Source organism: Peribacillus alkalitolerans (genome assembly GCF_010882125.1).
GTDB lineage: Bacteria > Bacillota > Bacilli > Bacillales > DSM-1321 > Bacillus_BN > Bacillus_BN alkalitolerans.
This window is the reverse complement of sequence record NZ_JAAGVZ010000017.1, coordinates 20,650-36,069: the sequence shown is the minus strand read 5'-3', so window position 1 is coordinate 36,069 and position 15,420 is coordinate 20,650. Positions and strand designations below refer to the sequence as shown.

The following is a 15,420-nucleotide window of genomic DNA, read 5'->3' as shown; positions in this document are numbered from 1 at the left end:
AAAGGGTATATATCTCGACCGGGAATATACCCTTTTCCACTCTATCTTTGGAGACTAGGAGGTAGCTTATGCTGAACGAAATTCTACAAACGATCCCGCAAGTCTTGATTGATGGTCTTACCCTAGGTACTGTCTATGCGGTCATTGCATTAGGTTACACGATGGTGTATGGGATATTGGAATTAATCAATTTTGCACATGGTGAAATTTTTATGACTGGAGCATTTATCGGAACAGCCATTTTACTTGTATTAACAAGTATAGGATGGGTATCTGCTGTTCCTGCGATTGTAATGCTAATTACAGTTTTGTTGTTAACTGCATTTTTAACAGGATTGATTGGAATGGGGATTGAAAGGGTAGCATATAGACCCTTACGTAATGCACCGAAATTAATCCCATTAATAACTGCTATTGGTATTTCCTTTCTGCTGCAAGACCTCATTCGTTTTATTGCTGAATTAAAAAAGGGTAACTATATTGTTACTGGTCCAAGTATGTTTACAGATCAGATCCTGATCAAGACATCGTCAATTAGCCAAATATTTAACGATGCCTCGATCAAGAGTTCATTCCTGATCGTATTAATAACAGCAGTTATCATGATGGTTTTGCTGGACATTTTTGTGAATCGCACAAAATGGGGCATGGCGATGAGAGCTGTAGCTCAAGATAGGGAAACTGCCTCCTTGATGTCGGTTAATGTTAACAAGGTAATTTCATTGACGTTTTTCATTGGTTCAGCGCTTGGTGGTGCCACTGGCGTATTATTCGCAGTACAGTACGGAACAATTGATCCGTATATAGGTTTTATTTTAGGATTGAAAGCGTTTACTGCAGCTGTTTTGGGTGGTATAGGGAATATCCGTGGAGCGATGCTCGGAGGCCTTCTTTTAGGGGTACTAGAAGTTTTCGCATCTGCAAACCTGACACTAATGTCTGGAGGAGTTTTTGGGTCCGAATACAAAGACGTATTTGCTTTTGCTATCTTAATCATTGTTCTTATCTTTAAACCAGAAGGCTTATTAGGTAAGCCAGTCGCTGAGAAAGTGTAGGTGGGACCATGAAGCAAATATGGAATTCATACAAAGATAACAAAATGGCCCAGGGAATATTCTTATTTCTATTTATAGGAGTGACTTCTCTAAGTCTTTTCTTGGCACAAAAATCTGTGACTGCATTTTTACTTTTACTTTCATCATTATTAATGTTGTATTTTACAAACTTTAAAAATGGGACAAAATGGATAATTGCTGGAATTATTCTTGTATTCCTGCTCCCTTTCACAGCATCGAATGGTGAAGCGTATCAATCATACATGGAAGTAGCAACCCTGGTTGGAATCTACATATCAATGGCGTTAGGCTTGAATATTGTAGTTGGAATGGCTGGCCTACTAGACCTAGGATTTGTCGCATTTTTTGCAGTTGGAGCTTATACATATGGAATATTTGCGACTGCACAAGCATCAAATTTTATGCCATTTGGTACGTTCCCGTTATCAGGTACAAGCTTTTGGTTTTTCATCGTAATAGGCTGTCTTGTTGCTGCACTGTTCGGTGTGCTTTTAGGAATACCTGTGCTTAGGGTTAAAGGTGATTATTTAGCAATTGTAACGTTAGGGTTTGGAGAAATAATAAGGATCGTCTTTAATAATTTAGATCGACCAGTAAATATTACTGGCGGAGCGATGGGGATACCATCTGTTACCCCTCCTAACTTATTTGGGATTGATTTTCTGTATCCAAGCCAGTTTTATTACATCGTATTAGTGATTATGATATTTACAATATTTACTGTTAGAAGATTTGAACACTCAAAACTAGGTCGTTCATGGAAAGCAGTACGTGAAAATGAAATAGCCGCCCAATCGATGGGGGTTCCGTTGGTTAAGACAAAGCTTATAGCCTTTGCAATCGGGGCTTCATTTTCTGGGATGATGGGAGTTGTTTTCGCGGCAAAACAAACATTCGTGGATCCAACGAGTTTTACATTGCTAGAGTCAATTACCATCCTTGTAATGGTAATCCTTGGCGGCATGGGTAGTGTACCAGGAGTAATTTTAGGTGCAGCGGTAATGACGATTCTAAATCTTCAGGTGCTAACTGAAATGACAAACTGGTTGAATGAGCTAAATATGTCAGGTGCATTTACCATCCCTGATGCCTTGTCCCCTTCAAAGATGCAACGCTTTATATTTGGTGCCTTATTAATCATCTTTGCTTTGTACCGACCGAAGGGTCTATTGCCGGCGAAAAACAAAGTGTTTGACGAAAAGGAATTACAACAAAAAGTGAACATCACCGAGGTTCCACCTTTAGGTACACAAAATGAAAAGGCGCAAGTATAGGGGGGATTAGGTATGCATATTTTAGAAATAAAAGATTTAACCAAAAAATTTGGAGGACTTACTGCAAATCAGGACATTTCCATGAAGGTTAAAAAAGGCTCAATAACGGCAGTAATCGGACCGAATGGAGCTGGTAAAACTACTTTTTTCAATATGATCACAGGAGTCTATGAACCTACTTCTGGTTCTATATTATTGGAAGGAAAAAAGATCGAAGGATTAAAGCCACACGATGTATCACGTAAAGGGATTTCTAGGACATTCCAAAACATTCGACTGTTCAATGAGATATCAGTGATTGAGAATGTACTAGTGGGAATGCATACTCATCTTAGATCAGGAATTGTAGGGATATTATTCAACCTACCATTTACTAGAAAAGAAGAGAAATTAGCAGAGCGAAAAGCATATGAATTGTTAAAATACGTGGGTCTTGAATCATTTCTAAATGAAAAGGCTTGTAACCTGAGTTATGGTGCTCAAAGAAGACTTGAGATTGCTAGGGCTCTAGCTGCTGAACCTAAAGTTCTTCTTTTGGATGAACCAGCTGCGGGAATGAATCCAAAAGAAACAAAAGAGCTTACGGATTTAATTAAAAAAATGAAAGTAGAGTTTGATTTAACGGTTATTTTAATTGAACATGATATGAAATTGGTTATGGAAATATCAGAGCATATCGTAGTGCTAGATCATGGGGAAAAAATTGCAGAAGGCCAACCGAAAGATATTCGGAATAACCCTAAAGTAATAGAAGCTTACTTAGGATCTGGCGCTGTTCATGCAGGTTAGGAGGACATCGATATGCAAATGTTGGAAATGAAAAATGTTGAGACATTTTATGGTGGGATTCAAGCATTAAAAGGAATAGATATAAAGGTAAACAAAGGTGAGATTGTTAGTTTAATAGGATCTAATGGTGCAGGAAAATCAACCACCTTAAAATCTATTAGTGGACTTGCCAAGGTGCAAAAGGGGTCTATACTTTTCAATGGGGTAGACATCACTAATAAACCTGCACATGAAACAACATTAATGGGATTAGCCCATGTGCCTGAAGGCAGAAAAATTTTTCCTAGGCTGACTGTAAAAGAAAACCTACTGATGGGTGCTTTTTCAGTAAAGCAAAAAAATGTGATTAATGAAAGATTGGAAAGGGTATATCAGTACTTTCCTAAGATAAAGGATCGACTTGAACAAAAGGGTGGAACCATGAGTGGTGGTGAGCAACAAATGCTAGCCATCGGAAGAGCATTGATGATGAAACCAGATTTATTAATGCTAGATGAACCATCAATGGGATTAGCTCCTATTATTGTTGAGCAAATTTTTGAGATTATTAAGGAGCTTAACGATGAGGGTATTACAATATTGCTAGTTGAACAAAATGCTTTCCAGTCTCTACAAATTTCTCATAGAGGCTATGTCATCCAAAATGGGGAAATAAAGCTCCATGGAAGAGGCATGGATTTGATAGCGAATGATGATGTAAGAGAAGCATATTTAGCATAGTTCCAATTGTCATGAACAGTGATATTCCACATTTAATGGGTATTAGACTTATCAAACCCATAGTGTTGGAATATCACTGTTTTTAAATTAATGCTTATAACGTTTCATTATTGTCCATATTATGGATATGTTTAATTAATTTTCCATAGTTGGAGGATAACATGAAACTTTTAAAAGGGATCTGTTTATTTCTTCTTTTTGTACCGTTACTTATATCTTGTAGTCATGGAACGAAACAGGAAGATGGAGAACTAGGTTTTAATAAACAAACACACGAAGAAAGTCTTCAGGAAAAGGTTCGGAAAAGACCTTTATATCTTTTGTTGGTTGGAATTGATTCAAGAGGGGAAAAACAATCACGGTCGGATTCAATGATAATTTTACAATATGACGGACGTAATAATTCGGTCAAGCTGGCTTCATTGATGAGGGATAGTTATGTAATGATTCCATCAATTCCTAATGGATCCGTCCAAAATAAGCTTAATCATGCTTATTATTTAGGTGGCGAAAAGTTGTTGCGTGAAACGGTTAAGCAAAATTTTGATATTTCCATTGACCATGTAGTCACGATTGATTTTCAAGGTTTTGCTAAAATGGTCGATTTACTTTCCCCTGAAGGTATTGAGGTGAATGTGACAAATGAAATGATTGACGATATGGGGTTCCATTTACAGCCTGGAAGTCAGTACTTACATGGAGATGAGTTATTAAAATATGTGAGATTCCGTCATGATGGAGAGAGCGATTTCGGAAGAGTAGCAAGACAGCAAGAAGTATTAGTCAAAATTAAAGAATTACTCGTGCAACAATTAAAATCAACTGAAGGGATTTTAGGTCTTCCAGGTATTGTGAATGAGGGTATGGGGTATATACAAAGTGACTTGACAAAAAGCCAAATAATCTCCCTATCTGCCAAAATATTATTAGATGGAATCGATACTGTTGATACAATAAGAATTCCCGTTCAGGAAAGCTATACAAATGAAACATATGACCACGCTGGAGCAGTCCTCCAACTTGATTTTGAGAAAAATGTGGAGGCACTGGCAAGTTTTTTTGATTTAGAAGAATCAGGTAAAGATAACACCCCATCGAATCCACTTTAAGGTATTCGATGGGGTGTATTTTTTGATAGCAGGAATTGTAAATAGTTTTCATTCTATTCGATGACTGCCCACATTTCAGGCGGATTTAATTCATATACAGATTCGTGACGATCCATCACCATATTGATGATGAACTCTCTACGTAAAGTTGCAAAGTCTTCATGATATTGTTTAATATACTCGTTTAATTCCTTCTCAGGATATTTTCTACCCATCTCTAAACCTTTTGCTAAGTGGTATAACACAATTAATTTCTTTTTCCTTTGAGATGGGATGTTTTTCAACTTCCCTTCTTTTGTAAGGAAATTTTGAAGAATGGATTGGTGTTCGGATAATTGATCTTTTGGCATACTTTTCTTTTCCCCTCCGTTTAATTTGTTAGGCAAAGACAAAGAGTACTGTTCGAAATCTTTGGCATTAAAATGATAATAAATTGTGTTTTTTTCTCTTTTTTCATGGATGATATTTGCTTCTTTTAACTTGGCTAAGTGATGGGAGATGGTAGGTGGACGTAATCCTAACATTCCTGCTAATGCTGCGTTATGCTTTGGTCCGTGGGAAAGTAGGATACAAATACGGATTCTAGTCGCATCACCCATAACTTTGTGGAAATTTACGATTTTGTTTAATTGCATGACAATCCCCTTTATTTAGATGTGTATCTAATTAGATAGTAATCTAATTAGATGAGTTTTTCAAGCGCTAAAATCTTTTTAATTTTCAATATAAGGAGTATAATGAACAAATCAAATCAAGGGAGGCTAGTATGGCAACGACACATGTTTTTACCAAAAAGGAAGAGCTCGTCAATGCAATCACTCATGGTATTGGAGTAATCCTTAGCATTACTGCATTGTTTTTCTTGATCATCCGTTCTGTGTCTTTTGGGACCCCATGGCATGTTACTACCTTTATTATTTATGGAGTTAGCATGCTATTGCTTTATGTATGTTCCACCTTGGTGCATAGCTTCCCGCCAGGAAAAGCGAAGGACATTTTTGAAATTTTTGACCACGCTGCCATATATGTATTTATTGCAGGAACATATACACCTTTTACTTTGATTGTCATTAACGGTGCATTAGGATGGACACTGTTAGGGATTGTCTGGGGAATAGCATTAGTAGGGATTGTTTTCAAAGCTTTTTTCGTGAAAAGATTTCTGTTCCTCTCAACCATTCTTTACGTTGTCATGGGTTGGCTAATTGTCATAGCCTGGAACCCGCTGATTACAACGATGCCATTGGCAGGACTTCAGCTATTGGTCACAGGGGGAGTAATGTACACTGTCGGTGCTATTTTTTATGTTTGGAGGGGTTTCCCTTTTCATCATGCAATCTGGCACATTTTTGTGATTCTAGGCTCTATAGCCCATTTCTTTTCAATATTAAATTATGTATTACCCATCACATTGTAAAAGGCTAGGGGATAAACTCTAGCTTTTTATTTTTGTTTAAGAATTTTCTGACTTGTTATATAATGGAATTCTACATATTTAAATAATCTAGGGGGTCTATATGGAGCAGGTTGTTGAGCAGATTTTTACAGAGTCCATTATTTCGCAAGGTGCAGAACTGTTTAATTTAGAGCGCGATTCATTGAAGAAAATCGGAGAATTTGAAAATTATATTTTTTCTGGAATAAGAGATGAGGTACCTGTCGTTCTCCGTTTCACTCACAGTAGCCATAGATCACATGAGCAGGTAAAAGCGGAAATTGATTGGGTAGATTACTTATTTAAAAATGGGATTTCCGTCTATGAACACTTTCAGTCGAAACAAGGGGAATTATCTGAAGCTTTAATGGCCGAAGATGGTACACAATTCTTTGTTTGCTGTTATGAAAAGATGCCAGGAGCAAATTTAAAATGGAGCGATTTTAAAGAAAATCTAACGCTGGTAGAGCTTTGGGGAGAAGCAATCGGTGGTATGCATGCCGTTACAAAAAGCTATCAAGTAAACCCAGGTGTTGCGAAGAGACCAGAGTGGGATGAAGAAGATTTGTTGGACATTGAAAAATATATACCAGATGTAGAGCAGGATATTCTAGAATACCGAAATAGAATACTTGTGGCGATTCGTGAATTATCTAAAAATGAGGAAACTTACGGATTAATCCATTCTGACCTTCATTCTGGGAATTTCCATTATCACGAGGGTAAATTATTTTTATTCGACTTTGATGATAGTTGTTATCATTTCTTTGCCAGTGATATCGCGATTCCTTTATACTACACATCTATGGCAAAGAGTTTTACAGAATCAGATGGGTTGGATGACTTCGCAGCAGAGTTTTTAACCTCGTTCCTAAAAGGTTATAATAAAGCACATACAGTTTCAGAAGAGGTAATTCAATCGATTCCTCTATTCCTTCAATTGAGGGATATTGTGTTGCTATCGGTCATATACAAAAAGTTCGACATGAACAATCTATCTCAAAATCAAAAGAACTTTTTTGAGAGTGTTCAAAAAAGGGTTAAATCCCAAAAAACGATTGTCCAATTATAGGAAAAAAAAGCGAGGCTTACACCTCGCTTTTTTTTCGCTTAAAGCTTATTAAAATGGCAGACTAGTATAATGACTTCGTAGAGACCATTTCTTCGCAAATCGGCGAGTGATCATATTTCTAGGCTGCTAGTTTTTGATCGGTTTTTGGTAGTAATCTTGCTGATGCAAGTCTGTTGCGGACTAAAATTCCAATCCATGAAGCAAGAGCGGCTTTTACAAGTCCACCAATAATAAATGGAGTTAAGCCTCCTGCAATCGCTGCTTCCCAAGAAAGCGAAGCGGCAAACTTTAACCAAGCAGTTCCTAATGCTAACGTTATGACCATTCCAATCGTGTTAGCAATCATTGCATGGACAAAAGTGAATTTTGTTTTTTCTAAGTAATACCCAATGATAAACGCAGTTGGAATAAAGCCTACTAAATATCCTCCAGTCGGGCCTACTAATTTAGAAATGCCACCAGACATTTCAGCAAACACAGGGATACCTGTCGCCCCGATGAACAAATATAACAAAACGGATAAAGTTCCGTATCTTGATCCTAAGATCGTAGCGGCTAAACCTATGGCTAATGTTTGCCCTGTAATCGGAACTAAAGGTAATGGAATAGTAAACTGAGCAAATACTCCAATGATAGCTGCAAATAATGCGGTTAAAATTAATAATTTCAATCTTTCACGTTCTTGGTTCACTATGTATACCTCCTGTCGTTTATGTTAACTCAATAATAATGTTAGTTAACATATTTAGTTTAAAATCGTCACATAATTTTGTCAAACAGTTTTTTAGAAAAGTAATTTAGTTTAATAAAGTTTTAATGCTTCAAGTCGTAATCGTGAAACAAGCTTCTTTTGAAAATAAAGGCTACTCCAATATCGGGATAAAATTATCCTATCCATAATGGAAAAGATTAACTATAATAAAAATGTATTATTCAGAAAATTATAGGAGGTACATTATTATGTTAAAAACACTAGTCGGCTTTATACCCTTGTCAGGGGTGACTGTAGTAAACTGACATTCATACATGCACTCCTGCTACTAACAGAAAAACTAAATAGGGTAGGAGAAACTAAATATGTTAAAAAAGAATTCTTTAGGTGCTCATAATAGTCGGATCTTATTCTGGGTTCAATTTTTTGGTTCAGCTAGTTTTTTACAACCTGTAATAACCTTGTTTTATATGCAAAATGGTTTGACCGAAAGGGAGATATTTTGGTTAATCATGTGTTGGAGTGGTGCAGTCCTAATTTCTGAAGTCCCAACGGGCATATATGCTGATAAATTTGGACCAAAAATATCCTTTATGACTGGAGCTATAGTTAAGATCTTAAGCTTAGCGTTACTTTTGGGAGCGGACTACCAAATACTCCTTTTTCTTAGTAGCCTTTTAAGTGGGTGTTCAGTAACGTTCTTTTCAGGGGCAGATGAAGCACTACTATATGAGTCTTTGAAAAAATCGAATGACGAAAACAAAATGGACCGCGTAATGGGGAGAATTTCTTCTGCTACTTTCATTACTTCCTTAGCTACCGTTCTAATAGGGGCGTTTCTGGCAAAAAACCTTACCGAAGGCCAGTTTGATTTACTCATTTACTTGGGAATGGTTTCTTTCATTTTTGTTTTCGTATTATCAGCTTTTATTATTGAACCTAAAGCAGAAATACCTTATAGGGAAAATGCATTCAGCCATGTAAGTGAAGGGTATCGAATAATAAAGAAAACACCTGAATTATTCCTTATGTTCATGAATCTTACATTGGTTTTCATTCCGGCTGCCGCTGTGTTCCAAAATTTTGACCAACCATTGCTAAACTCAGGTATTTCAGTAACTGGGATTGGGGTAGTATATTCTATTGCAGAGATCATCGGGTTTGTCGCCACACATCGTTTAGATTGGCTTCTGGATCGTGTTTCAGGGATGAAATTGTTCTTTATTACGGGACTTGCAGCAGGAGTATCGCTTTTAATCATCTCACAACTAGGGAATAAATCACTCATTGTAATCTTATGTTTTTTGGTACTTCGTTTTGTAAGTGCAATCCGTTACCCAATTTATTCTCAAATACAGAATGATCTTATTCCTTCACATGTTCGGGCTACAACCATTTCATTATTATCGGTCCTGGATTCAATTTGCGACCTTATCATTTTTGGTAGCTTGTCAGGCATTGCGGTATTTGGGCTATCCCCGATTTTCCTGGTATGTGGGATTATTGCCATCCTAGCATCCTTCATCCCTATAAGGAAGGCAAAAGAGTCAATCAAAAACAATTTAGCAGTTTAAAAAATAGCAGCCTTCTCCCTTTAGTTATAAGAGAGAAGGCTGCTTGTATTAACTATGGATAAACCCTATTTGAGCATTCCAAAAAATTTACCTTTTAAATAAATTGATAATCAGACACTTGTCTCAATAAATGTTATTTTAATGATTTTTTCTGTTTTAGTGTCAAATTCAATAGTAATGATTACACCAAATTCTTTATTATTTTGTTTTAATAATAATTTAAATCGCTCGAATGATGACTTTCCTGTAGTAGTTCTTCCGATATGAAGATAATCAAAGATTTGTGCCTTTGGATATCTTTCTTGTGTTTTCTTCATAGCTAAAACTCCCCACTTAGCATAGGAAGGAATCGGTTTTTGATGTGCGATTGCCACATTGTTTAACTTCAGAGGATAGACTCCGCTTGACCAAATACATAATGACACAAAAATTCCTATGAATAATTTTCTCATATATATACCCCACTTTTATTGATAATTACTAAATAATGACTTATATAAAGTTGTTATTACATACTTAAGTAGAGTACTGTTTAAGGGGTAAAATAAAAAATTTCTATACCTGTGGACACTTCAAACCCCTTAATTGGCCACCAATTTGGATCATTTTACTAGTTAGCGTCTTTATTTATAACAATTTCTATACCCATCATTTTATTTATGATTTCCGCTGGGTTTTAAAAGTGCTCATTTTATTGGTTTTTTATCGTATATCATGACGATCTCAAATGGGAAAAGGTAGAGATTGGGAAGAATAAAGGGAAATTTATTGTAAACGATGCAGGGGTATTGATGATGAATTGGAAAGATGGGAGACTACCATTATGATATTACTTATTACACTATAAATATTAAAAAAGTGAATAAAGAGGTATTGATTGATACAGCGGAATCCTTTGAGTAACAGATCTCTTATAAATAGTGTTTTGTCGAAAAATCGATATTTTGAGATTTTCGAAAGTATTTTGGTCATTTCGAAAGTATTTTTCTATTTTCGAAAGTATTTTTCAGTTTTCAAAAATAAAATCTTACATTTCAAAAATAAGTGGGAGCCAGGTCTTGCTTTCAATAAGGAATAACCACTTTAACAGGGAAGCGAAGGAACAAAATACGGCCCAATAGTACAAAAATAACACTTTTCATAACAACAATAACAGGTTTTGTTATAAAAACACTAAAATTTCAGACAGACAATATAAATCGGCGCTTTAAGATTAGCTTCTTGACCTCAAAAATATACCCCTATTTATCCATTTTCGGATAAATGACTTGAAAACAACGAAATTGATAGCGGAAATGATCAAATAATATGGATTCATCGTTAAATTGGTAGTGATCAAGAAATGATATTAACATATCTTCATCTGTAACTGTGTCAAAAATCCCTGAAATATAGAAGTGATTTTTGAACCGTGAAAATAAATGTGATTGATTCATGAAATCCATGATATCTTCAACTTGTTGAAGCTCCATACGACAACAACTCCTTAAAGCTCATTCTTTCCAAATGGATAATTGTTAATCGATATGAAAGTATGAAAACCGTTAAAATTCCAATTAGTATGTATGACAATTTTTTAAACAATTGTTTATGTATGTTAAAGCGCGTCTCCCCTCGGAAACCGAGTACGTCTCAATTCATTTTACACGCAAGTTTAAAAATACTAATTAAATAAAACCCCGAAGGAACGATCCTCCGGGGTTTTGTCCATGTTTAGCTATACATTTCAGCAACTTGTGCTTGTAGATTTTTATCTGATAGGTATTCGTCATATGTGACTTGTTTATCAATAATACCCTTAGGTGTGATTTCGATGATTCGATTCGCAATGGTTTCGATGAATTGGTGATCGTGTGAAGCGAAAATCATCGAACCTTTGAAAGCGATCAAGCCATTATTCAAGGCTGTGATAGATTCCAAATCCAAGTGGTTCGTAGGCTCATCTAGTAGCAAGACATTTGATCCACTTAGCATCATTTTAGAAAGCATACAACGAACTTTCTCTCCACCGGAAAGAACACTTGCTTTTTTCAAAACTTCTTCTCCAGAGAAAAGCATTCTTCCTAGGAAACCACGAAGGAAGCTTTCGCTGTCATCCATTGGGGAGTATTGACGTAACCAGTCAACCAATGTTAATTCGCTACCCTCAAAGTACTCTGAGTTATCTTTTGGGAAGTATGCTTGGGAAGTAGTGATACCCCACTTGTAAGTCCCGGTATCTGGTTCAAGTTCTCCAGCCAAGATTTTGAATAGGGTAGTTTTCGCAATTTCATCACGTCCGACGAAAGAGATTTTGTCTCCCTTATTCATAATAAAGCTTACGTTATCTAATACTTTTACTCCATCAATTGTTTTTGAAATTCCTTCGACACGAAGCAAGTCATTTCCAATTTCACGTTCAGGAGTGAAGTTTACATAAGGATAGCGACGGGAAGAAGGCTGGATATCATCAAGGGAGATTTTATCCAATAACTTTTTACGTGATGTCGCTTGTTTCGATTTAGATGCATTGGCACTGAATCGAGCAATGAAGGCTTGAAGTTCCTTAATCTTTTCTTCTTTCTTCTTGTTAGCGTCCTGAGTAAGCCTTTGTGCTAACTGGCTAGATTCGTACCAGAAATCATAGTTCCCGACATAAACTTTAATTTTACCAAAATCTAAATCTGCAATGTGCGTACATACTTTATTCAAGAAGTGACGGTCATGGGATACTACGATTACAGTATTTTCAAAGTTGATTAAAAATTCCTCTAACCACTGAATGGCTTTAATGTCCAAGTGGTTCGTAGGCTCATCCAGTAGTAAAACGTCTGGTTTGCCGAAAAGTGCTTGAGCTAGTAATACTTTTACTTTGTCTCCACCATCAAGTTCAGCCATTTTTTTATAATGAAGTTCCTCTGTAATTCCTAATCCTTTTAGTAGGATAGCAGCTTCAGATTCCGCTTCCCAACCGTTCAGCTCGGCAAATTCGCCTTCCAATTCAGCAGCACGAATGCCATCTTCATCGGAGAAATCCTCTTTCATATAGATCGCGTCTTTTTCTTTCATAATGTTGAAAAGACGTTGGTGACCCATAATGACTGTTTGTAGAACTTCATGCTCTTCGTATTCGAAATGGTTTTGTTTTAATACAGCTAAACGTTCATTAGGTCCTAGTGAAACATCCCCTGATTGTGCCTCGAGATCACCAGAAAGGATTTTTATGAATGTGGATTTTCCTGCTCCGTTCGCACCGATCAATCCATAACAATTTCCCGGTGTGAATTTTATATTTACATCTTCAAACAGTTTGCGATCACCAAATCGCAGACTGACATTTGTAACTGTAATCATTTAATTAATTTCCTCCAAACAATTATTACTACAGGAATTTCCGCACTCATTGTTAAGTTTTTTTGTTACAAAGGTGGATAATACCTTAAAATTCCCGTGCTTTTGGCTATTGTAATTATAATTTTTATATTGACATCATGCAAGGAAAGGTTTTATCATCTCATACTTTTATCGACTTTAAAAGTGAAAAGGGTAAATCGAAATTTTCAAAAAATATAGGCATAAGTACAAGCTTTCTAAACGAAGGAAAATAAAATAGTAATATATTACTATTAGGATGTGAATGCTTTGATTAACTGGAAGGTAAGATTCAAAAATCCTACTTGGATGATTACCGTTGGTATCCCAGGTACGTTACTACTTGTACAGATGCTTTTGTCCTTTATTAATCAGTTTATTTATCCAATCGGTTTTACCATAACAGATGACGCAATAAATGGATTTATGAAGATCATCAACTTATTTGCAGTAATTTTCCTTGGTATAGGTGGCGTAATTGACCCTACTACTAAAGGAATTAGTGATAGTGAACGAGCAAAGAATTATACAGAGCCTAGGTAAGTTTTTTGAACCATTCTCTTAGGGGTTTTTTAGGAATTAAATGAAAAGATTTGAAACTTTTTCCTCGTTTGTTTCGTTTAATACTATAGAGATTATCTTTGAGGAGGGGGAAGAGATGAAAAAAATAATGGGGGTTCTTATGACTATTTTGATTTTCATTTTTTTGTCCTCCTGTTCAAGCAATTCAAGCCAGATGAAAAAGGAAAATATCCAAATCATTGATGAAAATTTGAAATTGAAAGACAAAATTATCGAATTAGAAGAGAGAATTAAAGAATTAGAGGATGAAAACAATCTGTCAAAGAATGGCTGATAAAAACTGTTACACCAGCTCAATGGTGCTAACAGTTTTTTTAGTTGATAAATGATTTGCAGGTTGAGGTTTTCATTGATTTTATTTTACTTTGAACCATTTTTATCTATTTATTAGCAGCTGATTTTCTTTTCTATTATGTGCCTTATTTACTTAAGGTGTACAGTAGGAATGTTATCCTTTTTCAATTATAATAATTAATAAATATACATCGTATTATAAAAGGGGAGCTTTCAATGAAAAATACCATAGTGGACCATGTGAATGAACTGAAAGAAGATTTCTTGGGAATCAGTCAATACATATATGAACACCCTGAACTTGGAGATGAAGAATATCAATCTTCACAAAAATTGATGGAGTTTCTTAATGATCATGGATTTCAAGTGGTGAAGGGGATAGTGGGCAGGGAGACTGCTTTTAAAGCTATATTTGATAGCGGAAAACCTGGTCCGAATGTTGCTTTCTTATGTGAGTACGATGCTCTTCCTGGTATTGGTCATGGATGTGGTCACAATTTGATCGGTACTATGAGCATGGGAGCCGGAGTTGCCTTAAGTAAAGTCTTGGAACATACAGGTGGGAAAATAACGGTACTTGGAACACCAGCAGAAGAGACGAACGGTGCGAAGGTTCCAATGGCCGAACAAGGGATTTTTGCCGACATAGATGCGGCTTTGATGGTCCATCCTTCCGGCGAGAGCTATGAAAGCGGAGAGTCCTTGGCGATGGACGCTTTGCAGTTTGAATTTTTCGGTAGAACTTCACATGCTGCAGCTTCCCCGCATGAAGGGATAAATGCTTTGGATGGGGTTTTACAGTTATTCAATGGTATTAACGCGTTACGTCAGCATGTTAAGCAGGATGTCCGCATTCATGGAATCATTAAGGATGGAGGCACTGCAGCAAATGTTGTACCTGAATATGCAAGAGCTCAATTTTATATTCGATCAATGGACCGACAGTATTTAAATGAAGTCGTAGAAAAAGTAAAAAATATAGCTCAAGGCGCCGCTACTATGACAGGTGCTGAACTAAAGATAAGTAACTACGAGCTTAGCTATGATGATATGAAAACGAATCATGCACTTTCCTCTGCGTTTACTCATAATATGAAATTGGCAGGTGTAAACGAAGTATTGCCTGCAAAAGATAGTTATGGAAGTATTGACATGGGGAATGTAAGCCAAGTCACTCCAGCCATTCATCCATATATCGGTCTTGGGAAACCTGATTTGATTGCCCATACGAGAGACTTTGCTGAATTGACCGTGTCTGATGCAGGTAAGATTACTTTGCTTCAAGGAATCCAAGCGCTAGCCTTTACAGGATATGATGTTTTGACAGATAAAGATTTATTAGCAGAGATGAAACGAGAATTTCATCAAATAGTAAAAGGGTTAAAATAAGGTGAATCGAAAACATCCTTGACTTGAATAGTAAGACTTGGTA

Annotated in this window: 17 protein-coding genes; 12 read left to right on the top strand and 5 right to left on the bottom strand. The window is 36.2% G+C overall.

Annotation, left to right across the window (positions count from 1 at the left end; all coding sequences use genetic code 11):
- Positions 1-68: 68 nt before the first annotated feature.
- The 5 genes from G3O09_RS17180 (at position 69) to G3O09_RS17160 (ending at position 4,968) form a co-directional block, all read left to right on the top strand.
- Entirely contained in the window at positions 69-1,055 is a 987-nt protein-coding gene (locus G3O09_RS17180) for a branched-chain amino acid ABC transporter permease (RefSeq protein ID WP_163102695.1), read from the top strand.
- A gap of 44 nt (positions 1,056-1,099) precedes the next feature.
- The gene (locus G3O09_RS17175; RefSeq protein WP_420850352.1) at positions 1,100-2,350 is read left to right on the top strand and encodes a branched-chain amino acid ABC transporter permease; all 1,251 of its coding nucleotides are present in this window, start codon (positions 1,100-1,102) and stop codon (positions 2,348-2,350) included.
- A 12-nt stretch (positions 2,351-2,362) separates the two neighbouring features.
- A complete protein-coding gene (locus G3O09_RS17170) occupies positions 2,363-3,139 on the top strand; it encodes an ABC transporter ATP-binding protein (protein ID WP_163102693.1) in 777 nt (258 codons plus the stop codon).
- Positions 3,140-3,151: 12 nt separating this feature from the next.
- The gene (locus tag G3O09_RS17165) at positions 3,152-3,859 is read left to right on the top strand and encodes an ABC transporter ATP-binding protein (protein WP_163102692.1); all 708 of its coding nucleotides are present in this window, start codon (positions 3,152-3,154) and stop codon (positions 3,857-3,859) included.
- A 161-nt stretch (positions 3,860-4,020) separates the two neighbouring features.
- On the top strand, positions 4,021-4,968 hold the full coding sequence (locus G3O09_RS17160) for an LCP family protein (protein ID WP_163102691.1): 948 nt from the start codon (positions 4,021-4,023) through the stop codon (positions 4,966-4,968).
- 53 nt (positions 4,969-5,021) lie between these two features.
- Here the strand turns inward: G3O09_RS17160 and G3O09_RS17155 are convergent, their stop codons facing one another.
- The gene (locus tag G3O09_RS17155) at positions 5,022-5,603 is read right to left on the bottom strand and encodes a DUF2087 domain-containing protein (RefSeq protein WP_163102690.1); all 582 of its coding nucleotides are present in this window, start codon (positions 5,601-5,603) and stop codon (positions 5,022-5,024) included.
- Positions 5,604-5,734: 131 nt separating this feature from the next.
- On the opposite strand from G3O09_RS17155, the gene trhA reads away from it, so the two are divergent.
- Entirely contained in the window at positions 5,735-6,385 is a 651-nt protein-coding gene (gene trhA / locus G3O09_RS17150) for a PAQR family membrane homeostasis protein TrhA (protein WP_163102689.1), read from the top strand.
- A 100-nt stretch (positions 6,386-6,485) separates the two neighbouring features.
- Entirely contained in the window at positions 6,486-7,475 is a 990-nt protein-coding gene (locus G3O09_RS17145) for a phosphotransferase enzyme family protein (RefSeq protein ID WP_163102688.1), read from the top strand.
- A gap of 118 nt (positions 7,476-7,593) precedes the next feature.
- Here G3O09_RS17145 and G3O09_RS17140 read toward each other — a convergent pair whose 3' ends face one another.
- Positions 7,594-8,166, bottom strand: a complete 573-nt coding sequence (locus G3O09_RS17140; RefSeq protein ID WP_163102687.1) for a biotin transporter BioY — start codon at positions 8,164-8,166, stop codon at positions 7,594-7,596.
- A gap of 386 nt (positions 8,167-8,552) precedes the next feature.
- On the opposite strand from G3O09_RS17140, the gene G3O09_RS17135 reads away from it, so the two are divergent.
- Positions 8,553-9,761 (top strand): MFS transporter, encoded by a 1,209-nt coding sequence (locus G3O09_RS17135; protein WP_163102686.1) that lies wholly within the window; start codon positions 8,553-8,555, stop codon positions 9,759-9,761.
- A 110-nt stretch (positions 9,762-9,871) separates the two neighbouring features.
- Here G3O09_RS17135 and G3O09_RS17130 read toward each other — a convergent pair whose 3' ends face one another.
- Positions 9,872-10,213, bottom strand: a complete 342-nt coding sequence (locus G3O09_RS17130; RefSeq protein ID WP_163102685.1) for a YqzG/YhdC family protein — start codon at positions 10,211-10,213, stop codon at positions 9,872-9,874.
- Between the two features lie 92 nt (positions 10,214-10,305).
- Between G3O09_RS17130 and G3O09_RS22800 the strand changes: the two genes are divergently transcribed.
- Positions 10,306-10,479, top strand: a complete 174-nt coding sequence (locus G3O09_RS22800; RefSeq protein ID WP_163102720.1) for a DUF817 family protein — start codon at positions 10,306-10,308, stop codon at positions 10,477-10,479.
- Positions 10,480-11,002: 523 nt separating this feature from the next.
- Here the strand turns inward: G3O09_RS22800 and G3O09_RS17120 are convergent.
- Both G3O09_RS17120 and G3O09_RS17115 read right to left on the bottom strand, forming a co-directional pair.
- Entirely contained in the window at positions 11,003-11,233 is a 231-nt protein-coding gene (locus tag G3O09_RS17120; protein ID WP_163102684.1) for a hypothetical protein, read from the bottom strand.
- 241 nt (positions 11,234-11,474) lie between these two features.
- Positions 11,475-13,094 carry an ABC-F family ATP-binding cassette domain-containing protein gene (locus G3O09_RS17115; protein ID WP_163102683.1) on the bottom strand — a complete coding sequence of 540 codons (1,620 nt, stop codon included), beginning with the start codon at positions 13,092-13,094 and terminating at the stop codon, positions 11,475-11,477.
- A gap of 288 nt (positions 13,095-13,382) precedes the next feature.
- Between G3O09_RS17115 and G3O09_RS17110 the strand changes: the two genes are divergently transcribed.
- The 3 genes from G3O09_RS17110 (at position 13,383) to G3O09_RS17100 (ending at position 15,377) form a co-directional block, all read left to right on the top strand.
- A complete protein-coding gene (locus G3O09_RS17110; RefSeq protein ID WP_205439677.1) occupies positions 13,383-13,655 on the top strand; it encodes a phage holin in 273 nt (90 codons plus the stop codon).
- A 115-nt stretch (positions 13,656-13,770) separates the two neighbouring features.
- Positions 13,771-13,968 carry a hypothetical protein gene (locus G3O09_RS17105; RefSeq protein WP_163102681.1) on the top strand — a complete coding sequence of 66 codons (198 nt, stop codon included), beginning with the start codon at positions 13,771-13,773 and terminating at the stop codon, positions 13,966-13,968.
- A 236-nt stretch (positions 13,969-14,204) separates the two neighbouring features.
- Complete coding sequence (locus G3O09_RS17100; protein ID WP_163102680.1) at positions 14,205-15,377, top strand: M20 family metallopeptidase; 1,173 nt, start codon at positions 14,205-14,207, stop codon at positions 15,375-15,377.
- The last annotated feature ends 43 nt before the right edge of the window (positions 15,378-15,420 follow it).

What these genes read in the sequence shown, in the direction of transcription:
- G3O09_RS17120 (WP_163102684.1), bottom strand. Translation starts at nt 11,233, where the DNA reads ATGGAGCTTCAACAAGTTGAAGATATCATGGATTTCATGAATCAATCA.
- G3O09_RS17170 (WP_163102693.1), top strand. Translation starts at nt 2,363, where the DNA reads ATGCATATTTTAGAAATAAAAGATTTAACCAAAAAATTTGGAGGACTT.
- G3O09_RS17160 (WP_163102691.1), top strand. Translation starts at nt 4,021, where the DNA reads ATGAAACTTTTAAAAGGGATCTGTTTATTTCTTCTTTTTGTACCGTTA.
- G3O09_RS17115 (WP_163102683.1), bottom strand. Translation starts at nt 13,094, where the DNA reads ATGATTACAGTTACAAATGTCAGTCTGCGATTTGGTGATCGCAAACTG.
- G3O09_RS17145 (WP_163102688.1), top strand. Translation starts at nt 6,486, where the DNA reads ATGGAGCAGGTTGTTGAGCAGATTTTTACAGAGTCCATTATTTCGCAA.
- G3O09_RS17105 (WP_163102681.1), top strand. Translation starts at nt 13,771, where the DNA reads ATGAAAAAAATAATGGGGGTTCTTATGACTATTTTGATTTTCATTTTT.
- G3O09_RS17155 (WP_163102690.1), bottom strand. Translation starts at nt 5,603, where the DNA reads ATGCAATTAAACAAAATCGTAAATTTCCACAAAGTTATGGGTGATGCG.
- trhA (WP_163102689.1), top strand. Translation starts at nt 5,735, where the DNA reads ATGGCAACGACACATGTTTTTACCAAAAAGGAAGAGCTCGTCAATGCA.
- G3O09_RS17130 (WP_163102685.1), bottom strand. Translation starts at nt 10,213, where the DNA reads ATGAGAAAATTATTCATAGGAATTTTTGTGTCATTATGTATTTGGTCA.
- G3O09_RS17135 (WP_163102686.1), top strand. Translation starts at nt 8,553, where the DNA reads ATGTTAAAAAAGAATTCTTTAGGTGCTCATAATAGTCGGATCTTATTC.
- G3O09_RS17175 (WP_420850352.1), top strand. Translation starts at nt 1,100, where the DNA reads ATGGCCCAGGGAATATTCTTATTTCTATTTATAGGAGTGACTTCTCTA.
- G3O09_RS17100 (WP_163102680.1), top strand. Translation starts at nt 14,205, where the DNA reads ATGAAAAATACCATAGTGGACCATGTGAATGAACTGAAAGAAGATTTC.
- G3O09_RS17165 (WP_163102692.1), top strand. Translation starts at nt 3,152, where the DNA reads ATGCAAATGTTGGAAATGAAAAATGTTGAGACATTTTATGGTGGGATT.
- G3O09_RS17180 (WP_163102695.1), top strand. Translation starts at nt 69, where the DNA reads ATGCTGAACGAAATTCTACAAACGATCCCGCAAGTCTTGATTGATGGT.